Genomic DNA, 21,006 nt, shown 5'->3' on the forward strand with positions numbered 1-21,006 from the left:
GTGTTGGGTTCACCGTCTGCTGTCGCCGGGCGCGAGCAGACTGGTGACTTCGGCGATCGCCTACGCCGAGGGGTGGAAATAGCGCCGAACGTTCTCCGGCTTCTTGTGCCGCGACTTCGCCATGAGCATCGGCAGGCTGGCCCCGGCCTCGCCGAGGTGCGTGAGCCCGGAATGCCGGTATTCGTGCAGGTCCCACCCGGTGCCCGGCACTCCGCCGACGGCCGTGTGCGCATCCAGCAGGGCGCGGGCCTGGCCGTACGACAGCCGGACCAGCCCGGTGTTCGGGCACACGTCACGCGGCGCGAGGACCTTGCCGGGGCCCGGCTTGCGGTGGGTGACGAACACCGGCCCCCGCGTACGGCCCTTGATCAGCCGGTGCAGCAGACGGGCGGTGCCGGCGTCCCAGTACACGGGCTCTATGACGTAGTCCTCGCGCGGGGCGTCGCGGCGGCGGGTACGCGGCTTCGCGCCCTTGGCCTTCACCGGGGCCCTGCGGGCGGCGAGGTCCAGCTCCTCGATGTTGACGCCGAGGATCTCCTCCGACCGGGCGACGGTTTCGTAGAGCATCCGCCACAGCGTCTTCTCCCTCAGGTGGACCTCGCGGCGGGCGATCAGCCGGTCGACCGCCATCTTCGAGCGGGCCGGGGTCTCGGAGTCCGGCGGGGTCATCCGCTTCACCCAGGCCGGGACCGCCGGGCCGTCGTACCCGCGCTCGGCACACCAGCCCAGCCACGACAGCACCGACGCCCGGCGGGCGTTCCAGGTGTTGACCGCCGCCTCGCCCCACAGCTGTTCGAGGGCGCCGCCGATCTCGTCGTCCGCGACCGAGGCGAGCGGCCGGACCTCGCCGAGGTGCTCGGCGGTCTTGCCGACGCCGATTCCGTACGACTGGAGGGTGTTTGCGTTGTCGAGCGAGTCGAGGAACGCGTCCGCCGCGCTCCGTACGGTCAACGCCTTCCCGGCGGGCAGTCGTACGACGGTCGGCACCGCTTCCCCCTTGCCGCAGATAACGGGGCCGCTTCGCGCACAGCCCCGAGAACGTCACCGCAGGTCATGAATCGGTTGTGCCGCAGATAATAGGGCGATATCTGCGGGAAGACTTCAGACGGGTCCGGCCGCCGACGATCCGTCAGCCGCCCACCAGGGCCGATCGAGGCTTAGCGCCGGCTTTCGTTCCGATGTTCCTCAACCCCCGAGCCGACCCCGGTCGCGAGGACCCGGTCCACCACGGTGGTGAACCCCTCCGGGTCGAGTGCCCCGTCCCTGTGGAAGGGCACCTCCAGTACGGGCGAGACGCCGCGGACCAGTGTGTCGACGGGCTTGTTCGGGTGTGCGGCCATGCCGGCTCCTCAGAAGGCCTGGCGGGGCGGGGTCGAGTCGGTCGAGCCGACCAGGAAGTCGAGGTCGGCGCCGGTGTCGGCCTGTGTGACGTGTTCGGTGTAGAGACGGGTCCAGCCCCGGGTGGCCGGCGGCCGCGGCGGCTGCCACGCGGAGCGGCGCCGCTCCATCTCCGGCTCGTCGACCAATACGTCGAGCCGTCGGCCGGGTACGTCGAGCCTGACCCGGTCTCCGGTACGGACGAACGCCAGTGGGCCGCCCGCAGCCGCTTCCGGCGCCACGTGCAGCACACAGGTGCCGAAGGCGGTGCCGGACATGCGTGCGTCGGACACCCGCACCATGTCCCTGACTCCGGCGTCGAGCAGCTTCTTCGGGAGGGGCAGGTTGCCGACCTCCGGCATGCCCGGATAGCCGCGCGGCCCGGTGTTGCGCACGATCAGGACCGTCTCGGCGCTGACGTCGAGCGCGGGGTCCTCGACGACGGCGAGGTAGTCCTCAAGGGCGTCGAAGACGAGGGCGGGGCCTGTGTGGTCCAGCAGGTGCGGTGCGGCGGCCGACTGCTTGATGACGGCGCCGTCCGGGGCGAGGCTGCCGCGCACCACGGCCGTTCCGCTCCCGGCGGGCAGCACCGAGGGCGACACCGCGACGGTCACGTTCTGGGGCACCGGCGTCCGCTTCATCTGCCCCAAGGGCCCGAACCAGGGGATCGCCGAGATCTCCGTCGACGGCGGCGCCGCCACCGAGGTGGACCTCTACGCCGCGGGCAAGGTGTTCCAGCAGCGCGCGTTCGAACGGACCGGGCTGGCAGAGGGCGAGCACACCGTCACCGTGCGCGTTACCGGCCGCAAGAACGCGTCCGCGTCCGCCGCCCATGTGGTGCTCGACGCGTTCGAGGCGCTGACGAGCGACCCGTTCCCGTCCCGGGCTCCCGGCGTCGGCCTGATCGTCAGCGCCCGCCTCAACTACCCCGACCTGGCCTGGGGCAACTACATCGACCCCGCGATCACGCTGCCGGCCGGCTGGAGCGGCACGGCGCGGGTGCGACTGCTGCCCTGACACACCCGGCCGCGCCGCGTCACCGGCAGGTCTGGTTTCGTTACCTGAATCGAACGAGAGGACCGACATGATCGACCTGACCGACGACGTGGTGCTGGTCACCGGCGCGGCGCGAGGCATCGGTGCCGCCGCCGCCACAGCGGCGGCGGCGGCCGGTGCCCGGGTGGGTCTGCTGGACATCGACGGTGACGGTGCGCGGCGGACCGCGCACCTCATCGGTGAGGCCGCGAGCTGGGCGGAGTGCGACATCACCAGCGAGGACCAGGTCCATGACGCGGTGACCGCCCTGAGCGCGGAACTCGGCCCGGTGACGGGCCTGGTCAACAACGCGGGACGCAATTCCTACGCCGACGTGGTCACCATGACCACCCAGCAGTGGGACGAGGTGTTCGGCGTCGACCTGAAGGGAGCCTGGCTCCTGGCGCGGGCCGTCCTGCCCGGCATGACGGACCGGGGCGCGGCGCGATCGTCAACATCGCCTCCATGCACGCCACGATGACCTGCCCCGGCATGTTCCCCTACGCCTCGGCCAAGGCCGGGCTGGTGGGGCTGACCCGCAGCATGGCCCTTGAGGTGGGGCCCAGGGGCGTCCGGGTCAACGCGGTCAGCCCCGGCTACATCGAGACCGACCTGCTGGCCGAGTACTTCGAGCAGGAGCAGCCCGACGTCCGCCGGGAAGCGGAGTCCAAACACATCCTCGGCCGCCTCGGCACCCCGGAGCAGGTCGCCTCCGTGGTCGCCTTCCTGCTGTCCGACGCCGCGGGATTCGTCACCGGCGCGGACTGGGCCGTGGACGGAGGCGTGTCCGCCAGGTTCGCCTGATCAGGCCGGGAGGCCCTAAGCCCTGCCCCGGTCTCCGGCGGCACCGTCGGAGGCCGGGCCGGGGCGCAGCACCGTCAGCAGCGCGGTCGCGGCGGGTGCGGGGTTGAACGCGCTCCAGGCCAGGTACTCGATCCGGACCGGTCCGTCCGTCACGGGGACGGCCACCGCGGACGCGTCCGGGGCCAGGATCGCGGGCGGCAGCAGGGCGACCGCGAGGTGCTGCCCGACGAGGTCCAGGATCAGGCCGGCGGACATCGACTCGAAGGTCACGTCGCGCCGGATGCCCGCCGCCTCGAACGCGAGGTCGCTCTGCGCGCGCCCGGGAGTGCCGGCCGGAAAGTCGACGAACGTCTCGGCTGCCAGATCGGCCAGCCGCAGCCGCCGCCGCCCGGCCAGGCGGTGTCCGGCGGGGACGACCGCGACCAGCCGTTCCCTGGCCAGTTCGAGCGTCCGGATACCGGCGGGGGCGGCGCTCTCCGCAGGCAGGCCCAGCACGGCGACGTCCACCGTGCCCGCTTCGACGGCGGAGATCAGTTCGTCGCTGCCCGCGGTGCGCAGGGTGACGCGCACGGCGGGGTGGGCGTGGTGGAAGGTCCGCAGCGCCCGTGGGATGTCGAGGGCGGTGACGGTCGGGATGACGCCGAGGGCGACCGGGCCGCGCAGCTCCCCGACGGCCGCCGTCGCGTCGGCGGCCGCACGCCCGGCGGCCTCCACGCTCACCCGGGCGGAAGGCAGGAACGCCTCGCCCGCCGGAGTCAGCTCGACCCGTCTGCTGGTACGCGCGAACAGGCGCACCCCGAGTTCGTCCTCCAGGGCCTTGATCTGGTGGCTCAGTGCCGACTGGACCACGTAGCACCGCTCGGCGGCGCGCGTGAAGTTCCGGGTCTCCGCCACGGCCAGCACATATCGCAGTTGACGCAGTTCCATCCATCGATCTTCTCCCACGATCGTTGCGATGAAAACCATGTGTTGGACTCATGGATGATCCGGGGTCGAGAGTGGTGGAGTGACCACAACGACAGCTCTCGCGCTTACGGCGCCCGTGCCACCGGTCCGCCGGGCCGGGCTCACGATCGTCACGGCGTTCGCCCCGGCGGTGTGGGGTACGACGTACATCGTCACGACCCGGCTGCTGCCGCCCGGCTCGCCGCTCTTCGCCGCGCTGATGCGCGCACTCCCGGCCGGACTGCTCGGGCTCCTCATCGCGCGCACCCTGCCGCGCGGGGTGTGGTGGTGGAAGGCCGCGCTCCTGGGCACCCTGAACATCGGGGCCTTCTTCCCGCTGCTGTTCATCGCCGCCGAACGGCTCCCCGGCGGGGTGGCGGCGACCCTCGGGGCCAGTCAGCCGGTCCTGGTGGCCGTCCTCGCCCTCCCGGTCCTCTCCGAACGGCCGTCCCCGTGGCGCCTGGTCTGGGGCGTCGTCGGCGTCGCGGGCGTCGGGCTCGTCGTGCTCGGCCCCGGCGCCGCCTTCGACCCCCTCGGGATCCTCGCCGGGCTCGCCGGAGCCGCTGCCATGGCCGGAGGCGTCGTGCTGACCAAACGCTGGGGCCGGCCCGAAGGCGTCAGCGCGGTCGGGTTCGCCGGCTGGCAGCTCACCGCGGGCGGACTGGTGCTGCTGGCCCCCGCACTGATCGTCGAGGGCGTGCCCGGCGGGGTGGACGGCCGGGCCGTGGCCGGATACCTCTGGCTGGGCACGTTCGGCGGGCTGATCGCGTACACCCTCTGGTTCAGGGGCCTGCGCGCCCTCCCGGTCACCGCGACGGCCCTCCTCGGGCTGCTCTCGCCGCTGGTCGCCGCCGCCCTCGGCGTGCTGCTCGCCGGCGAAAGCCTCGGCGCACTCCAGCTCCTCGGCTTCGCCCTCGCCCTCGCGGCACTGGCGGCCGGGCAGTTCACTCCCGCACCCGGCACCCGGAAAGGGCCCGCCTCATGAACATCACCGTCTTCGGCGCCACCGGAATGGTCGGCTCATGGCTCGTCACCGAAGCCGTCTCGCGCGGCCACCGGGTGACCGCCGCGTCCAGACACCCGCACGCGGCCCGGTCCGCCGCCGTCATACCCGTGACCGTTGACGCGGGCGCCCCGGCGGACCGGCGCGACGCGGCTCTCGACGAGGCGCTCGGCACGGCCGGTGCCGCCCTCCTCGCCATCCGGCCCGCCCCGGGCCAGGAGGACTCGATCGCGCCGCTCACCTCGGCGGTGCTGGACGCGGCCGGCCGGGCGGGCGTCCGGCTGCTGGTCGTCGGCGGGGCGGGCCCCCTGCGGTCACCACGCGATCCCGGGCTGCTGGTGATCGACGACCCGGACCACGTCCCCGCCGCCGAGGCCAGTTCGACCCAGCTGCGGACCTGCCACGAGCACGGATACGGCGACTGGACCTACCTCAGCCCGCCGGCCCTCCTCGAACCCGGCGCCCGCACCGGCACCTACCGCCGAGGCACGACCACGCTGCTCACGGAGGACGACGGCACCTCGCGCATCAGCGCGGAGGATCTCGCCGTGGCCGCGCTCGACGAGATCGAACGCCCGCGTGGGGAGCGGCACTTCACCGTGGTGCGTAGCAGCGGAGAGCGCCCGGGGCGGTAGCGGCCGCCCCCGGCTGCCGCCTCAGGGCTTGCGGCCGACTCCGCAGACCGCGTGGCCCCGCAGGATGTCCGGATCTCCGGCGCCGGGGTCCGGGCGCCAGGCCGATGTTCTGACGACGCCGGGTTCGAGGATCTCCAGGCCGTGGAAGAAGTCCGCGATCCGGTCCGGGCTCCGCACCGCTTCGGTCGATCGCCGTCGGCCGTGCCCGGCGCGCGGATGCCGCGGGTGCGTGGGGCCACGGGCGCTCAGCGGCTCATGACTGACTCACCTCGGCCGAGAACCAGTCCACGCTCATCCCCGCGCCGGAGCTGATGTCGGCCGCCGGGGAGGTGCAGCCGCAGACCTTGTCCGGATACGAACCGCCGATCGCCACATCGAAGATGGCGAAGAACCCGTGGTCGACGGCGGCCTTCCAGGTCGCGTCGGACACCTCGTTCTGGTCCACCGCGAAGGTCTGGACGCCGTCCAGGTAGAAACGCAGCTGCTCGGCCGCCGGGTCCCGGCGGTCGACGGTCACCGAGTACGTGTGGTAGCCGGACTGGCAGCCGTCGCAGGCCTGCAGCCCGCTGCTGATCCCGTCGGGATCGTGGCACTCACCGGCCCACTGGCCGCAATGGAAGGTGGTGGAGTGCTGGCTGAGGGCGTTGACGTCCTCCATGATGTCCAGCTCGCCGATGCTGGGCCAGTTGGTCGCCCCGGCCGGGCGGGCGTCGGCGCCCATCGCCCAGAAGGCCGGCCAGTAGCCGAGCCCGCTCGCCGGGTCGGGCTGTTTCAGGGAGGCGCTGAGCTGCATCTGTCCGCCGGCCGGCGCGGCGAAGTCGGTGCGCCGGGTCTCCACCCGGCCGGACGTCCAGTGCCCGGAGGCGTCCCGTATCGGCTTGATCACCAGGTGGCCAGAGCCGTCCTGGTAGACGTTCTCCGTCGAGTCCGTGGACGTCTCGATCTCGCCGGTGCCCCAGTTGGCGGCGCCGCCGGGGTAGCTGGTGCCGATGTCGTAGAGCCAGTCGGCGGTGTTGAGGCCTGTTCCGCTCGCGCCGTCGAAGTCGTCCCTGAACATGGTGGTCCAGTCGGCGTCGGCCGTACGGGCGGTCGCGTCCGGTTCGGCGGCCGCGGCGGTGCCGGAGAGCCCGGCGGGGCCCGCCGGACCCATGAGGCCGGCCAGTGGCAGGCAGAGAGCGAGCGCGGCGAGGGCGACCGGCAGCCGCCGTCGTGTGCGGTTTCCGGCGCCGGGGGAGACGCCTGGAGATCCGCCGAGCAGGGCGATCCTCTTCATTGCGGGCTGCTTTCCTGGGGTGGGGGGAGACGCGGTTGAGAGCGCTCTCAACCGCCGTGCCCACGACTGTCGGGCACGGCGGTTGACCCCGTCAAGGTGCCTACAACGTTCACTTCCTGAAGCCAACTGGGCCGCCAAAAAGCCCAGTTGGGGCAAGGTCCTTCAGCTGCCGATGCCGTGAGGGTCCTGTGTGGGTGACGTGCGTTCAAGCCGCGAGGCCCCTCTCAGCCGTCCAGCGGGCCCCTCCCCAGCGCCGTCAGTATGGCCAGGGGCGTCGCCGCCGCCCACGCCTGCGGGGAACAGGAGTGGGGATAGGGCACCGGGCGCGGGTGGTCGGCGCGGTCGTACCCCGCCATCACCTCCGGCAGCCGGTCGCCGTGGTGCGCTGCCGCGTCCAGCAGGCCCCGGGCGACCGTGCGGGCCTCGTCCGTCAGTCCGCAGCGGGCGAGACCCAGGACGACCACGGCGTTGTCGTGCGGCCAGCAACTGCCGCGGTGGTACGAGAGCGGGTGATAGCCCGGCTGCCCGGAGGCCAGGGTGCGGATGGCCCAGCCGGAGAAGAAGTCCGGTTCGAGCAGGCGCCGGCCCACCCTGTGGCCGTGTCCAGCTCCTCGGCCCAGTCGGTGTCGTCCCAGACCGTGCGGGCCAGCCGTGCGGTGCGCACCAGTGCGTCGTAGGCGTACCCCTGCGCCTCGGCCACCGCGATCGGTCCTTCGGCCTGGGTACCGTCGAGGAAGCAGATCGCTCCGGCGGAGTCCTTCCAGTTCTGGTTGACCAGCCCTTCGGCGTCGGGTGAGTAGACCAGGTACCCGCCGTCGCCGAGGCCGCCGTCCCGGAACATCCACGCCACGGCCGCACGCGCCTGCGGTTCCAGCCCCTCGGCGAGGGCGGGGTCCCCGGTGGTGCGGGTGCAGCTGTCCAGGAGCACCAGGAAGAGGGGGGTCGAGTCCACGGACCCGTAGTAACGGCCGTACGGGACCTGGCGGAAGTGGGCCAGTTCGCCGTGCCGGATCTCGTGGACGATACGGCCCGGCTGCTCACCGCTGTACGCGTCGTACCGGCTGCCCTGCGTCGCCGCGAGGGCGCCGAGCGTGCCGGCCGCGAGCTCGGGCCGGTAGGGCAGCGAGAAGAGGGAGGTGAGCAGGGAGTCGCGGCCGAAGAGCGTGAGGAACCACGGCACTCCGGCGCCCGGGACCGTCAGCTCCTCGCCGTCCGGCCCGACGGCGGGTACCCGCAGCGCCGCGAGGTCGCTCAGCCCCCGGGCGCACGCGGCGGCCAGTCCCTCGGGCGCGTCCGCCGGCACGGGCAGGGGTTCGGCACCGACGAAGTCCGCGATGTCGGCGGCACGGTCCGCGGCGGCCTGCGCGGGCACCACAGCGGGTGCCGGGGCGATGGGCGTTCCGTGCGGATGCGCCGTGACCGTGAGCAGGAGTTCCGCCGTGCCGTGCGCGGGCAGTTCCAGCCGCCATTCCAGCCGGTGCGCCGTTTGCTGAGCCTCGACCGGCCCGGCCGCAGAGGGGGGCGGCACCGCGGAGACCGTCGTACGGGAGAGCCAGTCGCCCCGCGCGTAGCCGAAGTCGACTCCGTCGGCCCGGAGCAGGGCGGTGCGGCGGGCGCCGTCCTTGTCGTAGCGCCGTCCGTCGGAGCGCAGTTCGAACTGGTCGGCGAAGTCGCAGTCCACGCTCAGCGCGACGTGTGCGGTGGTGGCCTCGGAACGGTTGCTGACCAGCGGAAGCCGCTCCGTGAGTCCGCCGGGGACGAGCGCCTGCTCGCGGAAGACGGTGTACGCGGGGGGCTCGTCGCGGGTGCCCGGCGGGGTCAGCACGCAGCGCGCGGAGTCCTCGCCGCCCGCCGGGACGAGCACGCCGGGTGCCGCACCGCCGACGGTCAGGGACCACAGGCTCAGATGGCGGGCGTCCCGCAGGAACAGTCCGTCGGGAGAGGTGCGTGGCTGCCGGTGATGCCGCCGTCGGCGGCGACGACGGCGAACATGCCGCCACGGACCAGCGTGGTGCCTGCCGTGCCGATCATGCCTTTACCCCGTTCGAAGGGCCGTCGGTGCGGGCGGGGTCCTCCTCCGGCCGGCCGGCGGCCAGCAGGTCGAGGGTGAGGGCAGCCGTCCACCCGAAGTCCCGGGCGCCCCGGGCCTGCTCGTTGAACGGGTCCATGTACTCGGCGAAGTCGCCTGCCTGTGCGGCCGCCAGCATCGAGGTGCGCAGACTGTCCGCCGTGGCCGTCCGGCCGTACTGCCGCAGTCCGCGCTCCAGCAGTCGGTTGGTGTTGAACCAGGCCGGTCCGCGCCAGTAGCGGGAAGGATCGAAGGCATGGCCGGTGACGTCGTACGAGGGCGCCATCGGGATGCTGCCGAGCCGGAAGGCGTCGCCCGCGGTCGTGGCGATCAGCGCTTCGACGATCTCCGGGGGGAGCCCGGGAACGATGAGCGGGATGATCCCGGCGACACTGCGTTCGGCGATGAGGTGGCCGCCGACCAGGTCGCGGCTGAGGAACATTCCCTCCGCGGGCGACCACAGCCGCTCCACGAGCGCCCCGGTCAGGCGTGCGGCCCGCTCCTCGTGCGGTGCGGGATCACCTCCGGTCTCTGCGGCGATCCGGGCGAGCGCGTGTTCCGAGGCGATGAGCAGGGCGTTGACGCAGGCATCCTCGACGGCGAAGGCGTGGCCGCCGCCCGCGTCCGCGTACCCGCCGTCGCGGTAGTCGGCGGCGAGGCGGACGTAGCGACCGTAGTCCAGGTCCGTGGGGCGTTCGGCCGGCTGCCCGTGATCGAGGTCGGCGCGCCGGTAGGAGCCGGGCGCGGCCGGCTCGACGCGCTCCAGGGGGCCGTCCCAGCACGGGCTGTTGTCCATCCCCGGTTCCCACGGGTGCACCATCGCCGCGAGGCCGCCGCCCAGGTCGCGCGGGCCGGTGAGGTAGTCGTGCCAGGCGGCGAGGCGGCCGTACACGCGGGGGAGGAAGCCGCGGCGGCGCGAGGTCTCGGGGTCGGCGCAGTGCACCAGCCACGCGGCGAGCGCGTGCACCGGCGGCTGCACGATCCCGGAGGTCTCGGTGCCCGCCGGGGCGCCGGCCGCCGCGCCGGCGCGGGAGGAGCGCCAGAAGTCGGGGCTGGGGAAGTAGGCGTCGAGGGAGACCGCCGGACTGAAGACGATGTGCGGGACGCGCCTGTCGGACCACTGGGCGCCGAGCAGGGACTCCAGTTCGCGCTGGGCCCGCCGCACCGAGAGGTGGCGCAGGCCGATGGCGATGAACGCGGAGTCACAGCTCCACTGGTGCGGGTACAGGCCGCGGGACGGGACCGTCGAGCCCCCCGTCCAGTTCGCCAGCAGGACCCGTGCCGCGCCGCGCCGAAGGGTCAGGGCGTCGGCGGCGGCGGGCACGGGGGTTTCGAGCAGCGAGGTCATGCGCCGGACCTCCGCAGGAACGCGGGGATGGAGCGGACGGCCGCGACGGGGTCGCCGGTCAGCCGGCACTCGACGGCGAGGTGGCCTTCACCGCCTACGACGACCTGGCGCGCAAGCACGGGGCCCCGGGCACCCAGAGCGTCGATACCACCCGGGCCACCTACTTCTCGGGGAAGTCCTCGATGATGGTCTGGTCCGCCTTCCTCCTCGACGAGCTGGCCGGGCTGCGCTCCGACGCGCTGCCGAGCTGCCCGGAGTGCAAGAAGGACCCGAAGTTCCTCGCCCGCAACACCGGCGTCGTCACCTCCCTGCAAGGACCCGACGGCAAGGAACCCGCCCAGTTCGGCGAGATCACCTCCTGGGTCGTCACCAGGACCGCAGAGACCGGAGCCTCCCGGAAGTTCATCGAGTACATGATGGGCAAGGACTACCAGGACTGGTTCGGCATGGCCCCCGAGGGCAAGATCCCGGTCCGCACCGGCACCCCGCAGGCCCCCGGCTCCTTCCAGCGGGCCTGGCGGGCCGGCGTCATGGGCGTCGACCACCGCGAGTCCCTGCAGAAGGCCTACCCGTCCGCGCTCCTCGACCAGCTCGTCAAGGGCGTCAGCGACATGAAGCGATGGGGACTGACCCAGGGTCAGGGCGCCCTCGTCGGCGCCACCGACGGCGAACTGCCCGTAGCCAAGGCCATCGGGGCGATGACGAGCGGACAGCTCTCACCGGACGAGGCCGCCAAGGAGGCCAACGACGAAGTGGCCGCCCTCCAGAAGTCCCTCCAGTAGCCGCACCGGCCGATCCGTCACCGAGGTAACCGATCCCATGAGCACAGTCCAGAGCGGCGCGACGAAGCGCCGCAGCCGGCCACAGACCGCCAGCAGGCGGGAGAACCGCGCGGGCCTCGCCTTCGTGACCCCCACCTTCCGGGTCGTCCTGGTCGTGGTGATCCTGCCGATCCTGTGGACCGTCCTGCTCGCCTTCCAGAACGCCAAGCTCGTCGACATCCAGGAGAACGGCCTCTTCGGCCGCTGGACCCTGGACAACTTCGGGCAGGTCTTCGGCTCGCCCGGATTCTGGAGCAGCCTCGGCACCACGCTGCTCTACACGATCGGCGCCACCGCGGGCTCCGTGATCCTCGGGCTGATCGCCGCCCTCGCGCTGCGCAAGCCCTTCCGCGGCCGGGGCGTCCTGCGGGCCGCGATGCTCCTCCCGTACGTCGCGCCCGTCGTGGCCGTCTCCTTCGTCTGGGAGGTCGCGCTCAGCCCGCAGTACGGGATCGTCAACGAATGGGGCCAGAAGCTCTTCGGCTGGGACGACCCGATCGCCTTCCTGTCCACCCGCTCCTACGAAGTCGGCCTCTTCAGGCTCCACTTCGACATCCCGCTGGCGCTGCTGACCGTCATCGCCTTCGAGACCTGGCGCTACTTCCCGTTCGCGTTCCTCTTCATGCTGGCCCGTCTCCAGGCCGTCCCCGGCAGCCTGGAAGAGGCCGCAGAGGTCGACGGAGCCACCATCTCCCAGCGTTTCCGGCACATCCTGCTGCCGCAGATGATGCCCGTCATCGCCCTGCTGTCCGTCCTGCGATTCATCATGACGTTCAACAAGTTCGACGACATCTACCTGCTCACCGGCGGCGGATCGGGTACGGACGTCGTCGCCGTCCGCGTCTACGACTTCCTCACCTCCCGCTTCGACGTCGGAGCGGCGTCCGCGCAGGCCCTGGTCCTCGCCGTCGTCCTCATGGCACTGCTGGGCATCTACTTCAAGTTCTTCGGCAAGAAGGTTCAGGAGGAGTCGGCATGACCACCGCCCCGTCCGCGACCCGTGAGCGGACGACCGAGCCCGCCCGGACCGCTCCGTCCCATCCGCCGGTCCGCGTCGGGCTGGTCGGCGCCGGTCCCTGGGCCCGTGCCATGCACGCCCGGATGCTGGCCGCAGGGCCCGAGACGGCTCTGACCGCGGTCTGGGCCCGACGCCCTGAGGCGGCCGCCGAGCTCGCGCGGGCCCACGGCGCACGGGCCGCAGGTTCGTTCGAGGAACTTCTCGACCACTGCGAGGCGGTCGCCTTCGCCGTGCCGCCCGCCGTCCAGGCCGGGCTGGCTGTGCGGGCGGCCGCTGCCGGCCGGGCGCTGCTGCTGGAGAAGCCGCTGGGCGCCGACCTCGCGGCGGCCCGCGCCGTCGCGGACGCCGTCGCCGAACACGGCGTCGTCTCGCAGCTCGTCCTCACCAAGCGCTACCACCCGGCCACCCGGGCCTTTCTGGCCGAGGCGGCCACCCGTCAGGTCTTCGGGGCCCGGTCCTGCTATCTGCACGGCGCCTTCCTCGGCGGCGAGTTCGCGACGGGCTGGCGGCTGGAGCACGGTGCGCTGCTCGACCTCGGCCCCCATCTGCTGGACCTGCTGGACAGCGCCGTCGCCCCGATCGTCTCGGTACGCGGCACCGGCGACCCGCGCCGCTGGATCGAGCTGACCTGCGAGCACGAGAACGGCGCGGTCAGTCAGGCGTCCCTCTCCGGCAGCGTCAGCCTTCCGCGCGGCCGCACCCGCGTCGAGCTCTTCGGCCCCGGCGAGGAACTCGTCTACGACACGGCGGACCTCGACCACGAGGAATGCTGGCCGGTGCTCCGGCGCGAGTTCGCCACCGCCGTCCGTACCGGGACCGGGACCGGCATCGACGCGGCCCGGGGCCTGCGTCTCCAGGAACTGCTCGACCAGGCGGGAAAGGCCTGATCAGCAGGGCCCCCGGACCGGCTCACCCACCGACTGGCTACCATCCGCTGTGACCGAAACGACCGAACCCGATGTACCCCGCACCCGAATATTCGCCGACCTGACCCCGCTGCGGACCTCCCCCGACTACCGGCGGCTCTGGTTCGGGAACACGGTCTCCTGGGTCGGGCAGGGGATGACGGCACTCGCCGTCTCGCTCCAGGTGTACGACCTCACCGGGTCCGCGTTCTCCGTCGGACTGATCGGGGCCTGCTCGTTCGTCCCGCTGGTCGTCTTCGGCCTGTACGGCGGTGCCATCGCGGACACCGTGGACCGGCGGAAGCTGGGACTGGTCAGCGCCTTCGGCTCGTTCGCGCTCTCCGTCGCCCTGGTCGCGATCACCGTCGCCGGAGTGGAGCGGGTCGGGCTGCTGTACGGGGTCGTCGCGCTCCAGGCCGTCTGCTTCGCGCTCAACTCCCCGGCCCGCAGCTCGATGATCGCCCGGCTCCTGCCGACCGAACAGCTGCCCGCCGCCAACGCGCTGAACTCCATGACCAGCACCACGGGCGGGCTCGTCGGGCCGATGCTCGGCGGGCTCATCGTCGGCTGGTGGGGCTACCGGGCCGCGTACGGCGTCGACGCCGTCACCTTCACCGCCTCGCTGTACGCGATGTGGCGGCTGCCCGCCATGCTGCCGGACCGGGGCGAGAGCGCCGCCGGGGCCGCGAAGCGGGCGTCCGTCATGGACGGGCTGCGGTTCCTGGGGACCCGGCCCAACCTCCGGATGACCTTCTTCACCGACATGTGCGCCATGGTGCTGGCCAACCCCCGCGCACTGTTCCCCGTCGTGGCCGTCCTCTGGTACGGGGGCGACGCGAAGACCACCGGACTGCTGGTCGCGGCCCCGGCCCTGGGCGCGCTGCTGGGCGGGGTGTTCTCCGGCTGGCTGGGGCGGATCCGGCGGCACGGGCTGGCCGTGCTCCTCGCGGTCGCGAGCTGGGGCACCGCCGTCGCGGTGTTCGGGCTGACCCGGCAGCTCTGGCTCGGGCTCGTCTTCCTGGCGCTCGCGGGGGCCGCCGACACCACCTCGATGGTCTTCCGCAACACGATGCTCCAGGCCGCCGTGCCGGACGAGATGCGCGGGCGGCTCCAGGGCGTGTTCATCGTCGTCGTCGCGGGCGGCCCCCGGCTCGGGGACTTCCTGGCCGGATCGGTCGCCGACCTCGCCTCGCCCACCGCGGCCGTGACCGGGGGCGGGATCGTGTGCGTGGCCGCCGTGCTGCTGCTGGCCCTGCGGTGGCCCCGGTTCGCGCGGTACGACGCACGCGACCCCGAGGCCTGAGAGCCCGGAGAAGGTGACAGGGCTCAGGCGACGTCCGCGAGCTTCGGCGGCTCGCCGCCCGCCGTCGTGCCGTCGATCAGCGAGAACGGTGCGCCCTGCGGATCGGTCAGCGCGGCGAACCGGCCGAACGGGATGGTGAGCGGGCCGAACCGGAGCTGCGCCCCGAGCGCCTCGGCCTTCGCCACGGCCGCGTCGCAGTCCGCGGCGGTGAAGTACACGTTCATGTACGGCGGCACCTCCGGCGGGAAGTCCTCCGTCATCTTCATCCGGCCGAGCACCGGGTCCGCGCCCAGGTCGTAGAGCGCGAAGTCGACCGCGTCGTCCTCCATGCGCTTGAGCCCGTACCCGAACACGGCACGGAAGAAGGGGTCCGCCTTCTCCGGCTCCCGGGTGAAGACCTCGGCCCAGCTGTAGGCGCCGGGGACGTTGCGCGCGCCGAACCCCTCGTGGCTGCCGGACTGCCACACGCCGAACGCCGTCCCGCCCGGGTCGCGGGCCAGCACCATCGTGCCGAACTCCCCGACCCGCATGGGCTCCACCAGCAGCTCGCCGTTGTTCTCGCGGATCTTCGCGGCGGTGGCCGCCGCGTCCGGCGAGACGAGGTACAGCGTCCAGGCGGCCGGTACCTCCTGGCCGGGAAGGGGAGGCATCAGGGCGGCGACCGCCTGCCCGTCCACGTACGCCTGGGTGTAGTTGCCGTACTCGGCCAGCGAGTCGCTAGGTCCAGCCCAGCAGCTCACCGTAGAAGCTCTTCGCACCCTCGATGTCACCGAACGTCGCGTCGGCCCAGCACGGAGTGCCCTCTGAATCTGCGGCCATGACCTGGCCTCTCTCTTCACTCGAAGCTGTGTTCCTGTGGTTCTGCCCCCTTTATTACGCTATCGACCCGTTGCTTCCCGTGCGCACCGAGCCGGGCCCTACGACCGAGCGGGCGACGCCCAGGTCCACCAGGTCCTGCGGGCGCAGCCGCAACTGGTCCGCCGTGGCGCGCGTCCGGTCCGGGGAGCGCTTCAGGATCGCCGCCGCGAGCTCGGGGGCGATGACCGAGAAGTAGCTGTCGGCGGTGACATGGGTGTGGCCGGGAGCGGCCAGGGCCAGCGCGCCGCCCGAGCCGCCCTCGCCGACCACCAGGGTCGTGACGGGGACCCGGGCGGCCGCGATCGCCGCGAAGGCGTCGGCGATGGCCGCGCCCGCACCGGCCCGTTCCGCCTCGGCGTCGTTGGCGGCGCCCGGGGTGTCGACCAGGGTGAGGACCGGGACGCCGAGCCGGTCGGCCAGCCTGATCACCCGGGCCGCCGTGCGGTAGCCGGCCGGGCGGGTCGGGGTGCCGCACTGGGCGACGTACGCGATGGGCCGTCCCTCGCGCAGCCCGAAGCCGCAGAGCAGCCCGGGGTCGGTGCCCCCGCAGCGGTCGCCGTGCAGCGGGAGCCGGATCCCGAAGTAGGCGTCCAGATAGGCCTCGGCGCGCGGCCGCGACGCGGACCGGGCCCGGAGCACCGCGTCCCAGCCGGTCCGGGGCAGCCCGGTCGCGGAGAGGGCGTCCGGCACAGGGGCAGGCGGGGGAGCCGCCTGCGCCGTGGCCCCCGCTCCCGCCTCCCGGTACGCCAGCGCCCCCAGCCAGTGGCCCAAGGTCGCGGCCAGCTCCTCCGGCGGGACGATCGCGTCCAGCTGGCCGGCCGCGAGCTGGCCCTCCGCGGTGTAGGCGGCCGGGTCCGCGCCGGGCGGCCGTACCCGGGAGCCCGCGAAGCCGACCTGCGCCCCGGGCAGCGCCAGGATGACGTCGGCGCCCGCGCCGAGGGTCGCCCAGCCGCCGCCGGTCGTCGGGTCGCGCAGGACCGCGAGCTGCGCCGGACCGGCCGCGCGCAGCCGGGCGGAGGCGGCGGCCACCCGGTGCAGCTGGGTGAGCGCGATCATGCCCTCCTGCATCCGGCTGCCGCCCGTGGCGATCAGCGAGACGAGGGGGAGCCGCCGGGTCACGGCCTCCTCGTACGCCGCCTCCAGCCGGTCCCCGGTGCGCTGCCCGAGCGAGCCGCCGAGGAAGCCGAACTCGAACGAGACCAGCACGCAGCGGTGGCCCCCGACGGTGGCGAGGCCGTGCACGACGGACTCCCGCTCGCCGGTACGGGCGGTGGCCCGTGCCCGGGAGTCCGCGTATCCCGTCCAGCCGAGGGGGCCGTCGGCCGAGGTGTCCTCGCGCGGTGCGGTGGACTCGGTGAAGTCGGCGGTGACGGCGGCGATCGCCGCGCGGGCGGAGAGCCGGTCAGCCATGGAGCGACCGCTTCATGATCTTTCCCAGGTCGTTGCGTGGCAACGCGTCCAGGTAGCGGACGGTGCGCGGCCGCTTGTGCGGGGAGAGCTGGGCCGCGACATGGCTCGCGAGTTCGTCCGCCGGGGGCGGGGAGGCGGGGTCCGTCGGCACCACCCAGGCGACGATCCGCTCGCCCAGGTCGGGGTCGGGTTCGCCGGTGACGGCGGCCTCGCGGACGCCCGGGTGGTCCAGCAGGGCGTTCTCGATCTCGCCCGCGCCGATCTTGTAGCCGCCGCTCTTGATCAGGTCGGTGGCCTTGCGGCCGACGATCCGTACGTAACCGTCGGGGTCGAGGGTGGCCATGTCCCCGGTGCGGAACCAGCCGTCGGTGGTGAGCGCGGCGGCCGTCGCTTCGGGGCGGTTGAGGTAGCCGGTGAACAGGTTCGGGCCGCGCACCTGGATCTCACCGATGGCCGCGGGGTCCGCGAGTGCGCTGCCGTCCTCCTCGACCAGGCGGAGTTCGACGCCGCGCAGCGGGGCGCCGACGGTGCCGGGGCGGGCCTCGCCGTCGGCCCGTACGCCCGTGTTCATGAGCGTCTCCGTCATGCCGTACCGCTCGATGACCCGGCGGCCGGTCGCCGCCGCGATCCGCTCGTGGTCGTGGACCGGCAGGGCCGCGGAGCCGGAGACCAGCAGCCGGGCGCCCGCGAGGGCCTTCGCGAGCCCGGCGGACGCGGCCGGCCCGTCAAGCGCTTCCGCGATGCGGTGGTACATCGTCGGCACACCGAACAGCATGGTGCCGCCCGACTCCAGCTCCCGGGCCACACCCTCGGTGGAGAACCGGCCGAGATGGCGCACCGAGCCGCCCCGCCGCAACGGGCCCAGGACGCCGAGGATCAGGCCGTGCACGTGGAACAGCGGAAGCGCGTGGACGAGGACGTCGTCGCCGGTCCACTGCCAGGCGTCCTCCAGCGCGTCCAGGGTGGCGGCGACGGCCCGGCGCGGCAGGACCGCGCCCTTGGGCGGGCCTGTGGTGCCCGAGGTGTACACGATCAGCGCGGGGGACTCGGGGGAGGGTTCGGGGAAGCCGGTGGAGCGTGTCCTCGGTGCGGCGTTCGTGTCCACGTCCACCCGGACCAGCGCGGCCAGTGCGGGAGGCAGCACGTCACCGGCCGCCGCCAGCACCGTGGAGGGCGCGCTGTCGGAGACGATGTGGGCCAGCTCCCGTTCGCCCGTCTTCGGGTTGAGCGGCACGGCGGGCACGCCGGCCCGCAGCGCGGCGACCACCGCGACCACGGTCTCCGGGGTCGCGTTGGCCCAGACGGCTACCCGCCCGGCCTCCGCGATCCGGGAGGCGAGTGCGTCCGCCGCGGCGGCCAACCGCTCGTAACTGAGGGACTGTTCACCGAACCGGACGGCTTCGGCTGCGGCCGGCGCACCGGCGGGGTCCTGGAGTGCAGGCAAGAGTGGCATCACTCTGCGAACCCTAGATAGGTGAAGCGCTTCCGTCCTCGGAATGTGGCCCGGAACCCGCGCCGGATCGCTGTACGGGGCATCCGGCGGGGATTTGGATACGACCTTGACAAATTAATTTTGCGTTGCCAGCATGCAAAAAGTTAACTCCGGCAGGGCACCTCGGCGCGACAGGCAGCAAGAAAGCAGGCCGCATCGCCGCCCCTCCGGCAGCACACGCACGTCGCAAAGCGCGACACAGCGCCTTGCCTGACAACCCCACGCACCGTCAGGAAGGAAGCGTTCATGCCTCTGTCCCCACCCCTGTGGTCCAGGGTTCTCACGGCCCTCACCCTGGTGGCCGGCGGCGGTCTCGCCGCCGGCACCGCGGCGGCCGCGCCCGTGGCCCCCACCGCGCACCACGTACAGGCCGACATACCGGCCGCCGACTACCAGCAGGTCCAACTGGCCCTGGGACCCGACGAGCTGGGCGAGGCCATGTCCCTCGCCGTGCTCCCGGACAAGTCCGTCGTCCACACCGCCCGCGACGGCACGGTCCGGCTGACCGACGCGGCCGGGACGACGAAGACGGCCGCCAAGCTGAATGTCTACACGCATGACGAGGAGGGGCTGCAGGGCGTCGCGGCCGACCCGGACTTCGCCACCAACCGCTACCTCTACCTCTATTACTCACCCGTACTGGACACCCCGGCCGGCGACGCCCCGGTCACCGGCACCGCCGCCGACTTCGAGGCCTGGAAGGGCCACCTCAACCTCTCCCGGTTCACGATGAAGGCCGACGGCACCCTCGACACCGCGAGCGAGAAGGTCGTCCTCGAAGTCCCCAACGACCGGGGCCAGTGCTGCCACGTCGGCGGTGACATCGACTTCGACGCCGCCGGGAACCTCTACCTGACCACCGGCGACGACACCAACCCCTTCGAGTCGGCCGGTTACGCGCCGATCGACGAACGCACCGAGCGCAACCCGCAGTTCGACGCCCAGCGCTCCTCCGGGAACACCAACGACCTGCGCGGCAAGCTGCTCCGGATCAAGCCGACGGCCGACGGCGGCTACACCGTCCCGGCCGGCAACCTCTTCGCCCCCGGTACGGAGAAGACCCGGCCGGAGATCTACGCGATGGGCTTCCGCAACCCGTTCCGGATGTCCGTCGACAAGGAGAGTGGAACGGTATACATCGGGGACTACGGGCCCGACGCCGGAACCACCGACGCCAACCGCGGGCCCAGCGGCCAGGTCGAGTTCGACCGGGTCACCGCCCCCGGCAACTTCGGCTGGCCCTACTGCACCGGCACCGACACCGCCTCCGAGACGTACAACGAGTACACCTTCCCGGACGGCCCCTCCGGCGCGAAGTACGACTGCGCGGGCGGCCCGGCCAACAACTCCTTCCGCAACACCGGCCGGTCGACGCTGCCCGCCGTGCAGCCCGCCTGGATCAAGTACGGCGGCGACGCGGGCTCCCCGCCCGAGTTCGGGGGCGGTTCCGAATCGCCGATGGGCGGCCCCGTCTACCACTACGATGCGGATCTCGACTCGGCCGTGAAGTTCCCCGAATCGCTCGACGGCCGCTTCTTCGCAGCCGAGTACGGCCGCAAGTGGATCAAGCCGATCGAGGTGAAGGCCGACGGATCACCCGGGACCATCGACTCCTTCCCGTGGACCGGGACCCAGGTGATGGACTCCGCGTTCGGCCCGGACGGCGCGCTGTACGTCCTGGACTACGGCACCGGCTCCGGCAACCAGGCGCTGTACCGCGTCGAGTACCTGGCCGGCAGCAACCGCTCCCCGGTCGCCAGGGCCGCCGCGGACCGCACCTCCGGACCCACCCCGCTCGACGTCTCCTTCTCGGCGGACGGCAGCGCCGACCCCGAGGGCGGGGCGATCAGCTACGCCTGGGACTTCGGTGACGGCGCCACCTCCACAGAGGCGAATCCGCAGCACACCTACACCACCGCCGGGACCTTCAACCCGACCCTCACGGTCACCGACCCCGAGGGACTCACCGGCACCGCCAGCCTCGTGGTGACGGCGGGCAACACCGCCCCCACGGTCACCCTGACCACACCGGCCAACGGCGGACTCTTCTCCTTCGGTGACTCCGTGCCCTTCACCGTCACGGTCACCGACCCGGAGGACGGCACCGTCGACTGCTCGAAGGTCAAGGTGACCTACCTGCTGGGCCACGACAGCCACCGCCACCAGATCACCTCGAAGGGCGGCTGCACCGGCACCATCGACGTCCCGGTCGACGGCGAGCACGACAGCGCCGCCAACATCTACGGGGTCTTCGACGCCGAGTACACCGACGCGGGCGGGCTCACCGGCCACGGTGTCAACATCCTCCAGCCCCGGCACCGGCAGGCCGAGCACTTCGCCGCCCAGTCCGGCATCGAGGCGGCCCAGCACGGATCGGCGGAGGGCGGCGCCACCGTCGGCTTCACCGACAACGGCGACTGGATCTCCTTCGAGCCGTACTCCCTGGCCAACGCCACCGGAGTCTCGGCCCGGGTCTCCTCCGCCGGTCCCGGCGGCACGCTGGAGGTCCGCGCGGGTTCCCCCACCGGCACCCTGCTCTCCACGCTGACCGTAGCGCCCACCGGAGACTGGGAGACCTTCACCGACGTCTCGGCGGACGTGAGCGACGCGCCCGCGGGCACCACCGAACTCTTCCTCGTCTTCAAGGGGCCCACGGGCCAGGGGAACCTGTTCGACCTGGACGCCTTCACCTTCGAGACGGGGGAGTGACG

18 protein-coding genes and 3 pseudogenes are annotated in these 21,006 nt (G+C 72.8%); 10 read left to right on the forward strand and 11 right to left on the reverse strand.

Going from position 1 to position 21,006, the window contains the following annotated elements:
- Positions 1 to 60 precede the first annotated feature (60 nt).
- From RLT59_RS27205 to RLT59_RS27215, 3 genes are all read right to left on the reverse strand, one after another.
- Positions 61 to 987 (reverse strand): tyrosine-type recombinase/integrase, encoded by a 927-nt coding sequence (locus RLT59_RS27205; protein WP_311305816.1) that lies wholly within the window; start codon positions 985 to 987, stop codon positions 61 to 63.
- Positions 988 to 1,157: 170 nt separating this feature from the next.
- On the reverse strand, positions 1,158 to 1,340 hold the full coding sequence (locus RLT59_RS27210; RefSeq protein WP_311305817.1) for a hypothetical protein: 183 nt from the start codon (positions 1,338 to 1,340) through the stop codon (positions 1,158 to 1,160).
- Positions 1,341 to 1,349: 9 nt separating this feature from the next.
- The gene (locus tag RLT59_RS27215) at positions 1,350 to 1,940 is read right to left on the reverse strand and encodes an IlvD/Edd family dehydratase (protein WP_399126182.1); all 591 of its coding nucleotides are present in this window, start codon (positions 1,938 to 1,940) and stop codon (positions 1,350 to 1,352) included.
- On the opposite strand from RLT59_RS27215, the gene RLT59_RS27220 reads away from it, so the two are divergent.
- From RLT59_RS27220 to RLT59_RS39465, 3 genes are all read left to right on the forward strand, one after another.
- Positions 1,903 to 2,394, forward strand: a complete 492-nt coding sequence (locus RLT59_RS27220) for a hypothetical protein (protein ID WP_311305818.1) — start codon at positions 1,903 to 1,905, stop codon at positions 2,392 to 2,394. The genes RLT59_RS27215 and RLT59_RS27220 overlap by 38 nt on opposite strands.
- Positions 2,395 to 2,461: 67 nt before the next feature.
- The gene (locus tag RLT59_RS39460) at positions 2,462 to 2,893 is read left to right on the forward strand and encodes an SDR family NAD(P)-dependent oxidoreductase (protein WP_399126183.1); all 432 of its coding nucleotides are present in this window, start codon (positions 2,462 to 2,464) and stop codon (positions 2,891 to 2,893) included.
- 11 nt (positions 2,894 to 2,904) lie between these two features.
- Positions 2,905 to 3,216, forward strand: coding sequence for an SDR family NAD(P)-dependent oxidoreductase (locus RLT59_RS39465; RefSeq protein WP_399126984.1), 312 nt, complete (start codon positions 2,905 to 2,907; stop codon positions 3,214 to 3,216).
- Between the two features lie 15 nt (positions 3,217 to 3,231).
- On the opposite strand, the gene RLT59_RS27230 is transcribed toward RLT59_RS39465, so the two are convergent.
- Positions 3,232 to 4,143, reverse strand: a complete 912-nt coding sequence (locus tag RLT59_RS27230; RefSeq protein WP_311305819.1) for a LysR family transcriptional regulator — start codon at positions 4,141 to 4,143, stop codon at positions 3,232 to 3,234.
- A 79-nt stretch (positions 4,144 to 4,222) separates the two neighbouring features.
- On the opposite strand from RLT59_RS27230, the gene RLT59_RS27235 reads away from it, so the two are divergent.
- The gene (locus tag RLT59_RS27235; protein WP_399126185.1) at positions 4,223 to 5,146 is read left to right on the forward strand and encodes an EamA family transporter; all 924 of its coding nucleotides are present in this window, start codon (positions 4,223 to 4,225) and stop codon (positions 5,144 to 5,146) included.
- Complete coding sequence (locus RLT59_RS27240; RefSeq protein ID WP_311305820.1) at positions 5,143 to 5,799, forward strand: NAD(P)-dependent oxidoreductase; 657 nt, start codon at positions 5,143 to 5,145, stop codon at positions 5,797 to 5,799. The genes RLT59_RS27235 and RLT59_RS27240 overlap by 4 nt, the downstream gene beginning before the upstream one ends.
- A gap of 21 nt (positions 5,800 to 5,820) precedes the next feature.
- On the opposite strand, the gene RLT59_RS27245 is transcribed toward RLT59_RS27240, so the two are convergent.
- From RLT59_RS27245 to RLT59_RS27260, 4 genes and pseudogenes are all read right to left on the reverse strand, one after another.
- Positions 5,821 to 6,048: an SAM-dependent methyltransferase gene (locus RLT59_RS27245; protein WP_311307878.1), complete on the reverse strand. Its 228-nt coding sequence runs from the start codon at positions 6,046 to 6,048 to the stop codon at positions 5,821 to 5,823.
- Positions 6,049 to 6,052: 4 nt separating this feature from the next.
- Entirely contained in the window at positions 6,053 to 7,072 is a 1,020-nt protein-coding gene (locus tag RLT59_RS27250; RefSeq protein WP_311305821.1) for a glycoside hydrolase family 16 protein, read from the reverse strand.
- Between the two features lie 224 nt (positions 7,073 to 7,296).
- Positions 7,297 to 9,103: pseudogene (locus RLT59_RS27255) on the reverse strand (glycogen debranching N-terminal domain-containing protein).
- Positions 9,100 to 10,488 carry an MGH1-like glycoside hydrolase domain-containing protein gene (locus RLT59_RS27260; RefSeq protein ID WP_311305822.1) on the reverse strand — a complete coding sequence of 463 codons (1,389 nt, stop codon included), beginning with the start codon at positions 10,486 to 10,488 and terminating at the stop codon, positions 9,100 to 9,102. The pseudogene RLT59_RS27255 and the gene RLT59_RS27260 overlap by 4 nt, the downstream one beginning before the upstream one ends.
- A gap of 83 nt (positions 10,489 to 10,571) precedes the next feature.
- Between RLT59_RS27260 and RLT59_RS27270 the strand changes: the two are divergent.
- The 4 genes and pseudogenes from RLT59_RS27270 to RLT59_RS27285 all read left to right on the forward strand — a co-directional run.
- Positions 10,572 to 11,270: pseudogene (locus RLT59_RS27270) on the forward strand (bicyclomycin resistance protein); the annotation flags it as partial.
- 37 nt (positions 11,271 to 11,307) lie between these two features.
- Positions 11,308 to 12,288, forward strand: a complete 981-nt coding sequence (locus RLT59_RS27275; protein WP_311305823.1) for a carbohydrate ABC transporter permease — start codon at positions 11,308 to 11,310, stop codon at positions 12,286 to 12,288.
- 110 nt (positions 12,289 to 12,398) lie between these two features.
- Positions 12,399 to 13,214: a Gfo/Idh/MocA family oxidoreductase gene (locus RLT59_RS27280; RefSeq protein WP_399126986.1), complete on the forward strand. Its 816-nt coding sequence runs from the start codon at positions 12,399 to 12,401 to the stop codon at positions 13,212 to 13,214.
- Positions 13,215 to 13,263: 49 nt separating this feature from the next.
- Positions 13,264 to 14,535, forward strand: coding sequence for an MFS transporter (locus RLT59_RS27285; RefSeq protein ID WP_311305825.1), 1,272 nt, complete (start codon positions 13,264 to 13,266; stop codon positions 14,533 to 14,535).
- Positions 14,536 to 14,558: 23 nt separating this feature from the next.
- Here the strand turns inward: RLT59_RS27285 and RLT59_RS27290 are convergent.
- The 3 genes and pseudogenes from RLT59_RS27290 to RLT59_RS27300 form a co-directional block, all read right to left on the reverse strand.
- Positions 14,559 to 15,354: pseudogene (locus tag RLT59_RS27290) on the reverse strand (VOC family protein).
- A gap of 54 nt (positions 15,355 to 15,408) precedes the next feature.
- Positions 15,409 to 16,803 (reverse strand): carboxyl transferase domain-containing protein, encoded by a 1,395-nt coding sequence (locus RLT59_RS27295; RefSeq protein WP_311305826.1) that lies wholly within the window; start codon positions 16,801 to 16,803, stop codon positions 15,409 to 15,411.
- Positions 16,796 to 18,256 (reverse strand): acyl-CoA synthetase, encoded by a 1,461-nt coding sequence (locus RLT59_RS27300; protein ID WP_311305827.1) that lies wholly within the window; start codon positions 18,254 to 18,256, stop codon positions 16,796 to 16,798. Before RLT59_RS27300 ends, RLT59_RS27295 begins: the two co-directional genes overlap by 8 nt.
- A 285-nt stretch (positions 18,257 to 18,541) precedes the next feature.
- Between RLT59_RS27300 and RLT59_RS27305 the strand changes: the two genes are divergently transcribed.
- A complete protein-coding gene (locus RLT59_RS27305) occupies positions 18,542 to 21,004 on the forward strand; it encodes a PQQ-dependent sugar dehydrogenase (protein WP_311305828.1) in 2,463 nt (820 codons plus the stop codon).
- Positions 21,005 to 21,006 lie beyond the last annotated feature (2 nt).

It is taken from the genome of Streptomyces sp. ITFR-6, from assembly GCF_031844725.1.
In the GTDB taxonomy this organism is placed as follows: Bacteria; Actinomycetota; Actinomycetes; order Streptomycetales; family Streptomycetaceae; genus Streptomyces.

Coding starts and splice junctions, on each gene's coding strand:
- RLT59_RS27210 (WP_311305817.1), bottom strand. CDS start 1,340: ATGGCCGCACACCCGAACAAGCCCGTCGACACACTGGTCCGCGGCGTC.
- RLT59_RS27220 (WP_311305818.1), top strand. CDS start 1,903: ATGACGGCGCCGTCCGGGGCGAGGCTGCCGCGCACCACGGCCGTTCCG.
- RLT59_RS39460 (WP_399126183.1), top strand. CDS start 2,462: ATGATCGACCTGACCGACGACGTGGTGCTGGTCACCGGCGCGGCGCGA.
- RLT59_RS39465 (WP_399126984.1), top strand. CDS start 2,905: ATGTTCCCCTACGCCTCGGCCAAGGCCGGGCTGGTGGGGCTGACCCGC.
- RLT59_RS27230 (WP_311305819.1), bottom strand. CDS start 4,143: ATGGAACTGCGTCAACTGCGATATGTGCTGGCCGTGGCGGAGACCCGG.
- RLT59_RS27240 (WP_311305820.1), top strand. CDS start 5,143: ATGAACATCACCGTCTTCGGCGCCACCGGAATGGTCGGCTCATGGCTC.
- RLT59_RS27250 (WP_311305821.1), bottom strand. CDS start 7,072: ATGAAGAGGATCGCCCTGCTCGGCGGATCTCCAGGCGTCTCCCCCGGC.
- RLT59_RS27260 (WP_311305822.1), bottom strand. CDS start 10,488: ATGACCTCGCTGCTCGAAACCCCCGTGCCCGCCGCCGCCGACGCCCTG.
- RLT59_RS27275 (WP_311305823.1), top strand. CDS start 11,308: ATGAGCACAGTCCAGAGCGGCGCGACGAAGCGCCGCAGCCGGCCACAG.
- RLT59_RS27280 (WP_399126986.1), top strand. CDS start 12,399: ATGCACGCCCGGATGCTGGCCGCAGGGCCCGAGACGGCTCTGACCGCG.
- RLT59_RS27295 (WP_311305826.1), bottom strand. CDS start 16,803: ATGGCTGACCGGCTCTCCGCCCGCGCGGCGATCGCCGCCGTCACCGCC.
- RLT59_RS27300 (WP_311305827.1), bottom strand. CDS start 18,256: ATGCCACTCTTGCCTGCACTCCAGGACCCCGCCGGTGCGCCGGCCGCA.
- RLT59_RS27305 (WP_311305828.1), top strand. CDS start 18,542: ATGCCTCTGTCCCCACCCCTGTGGTCCAGGGTTCTCACGGCCCTCACC.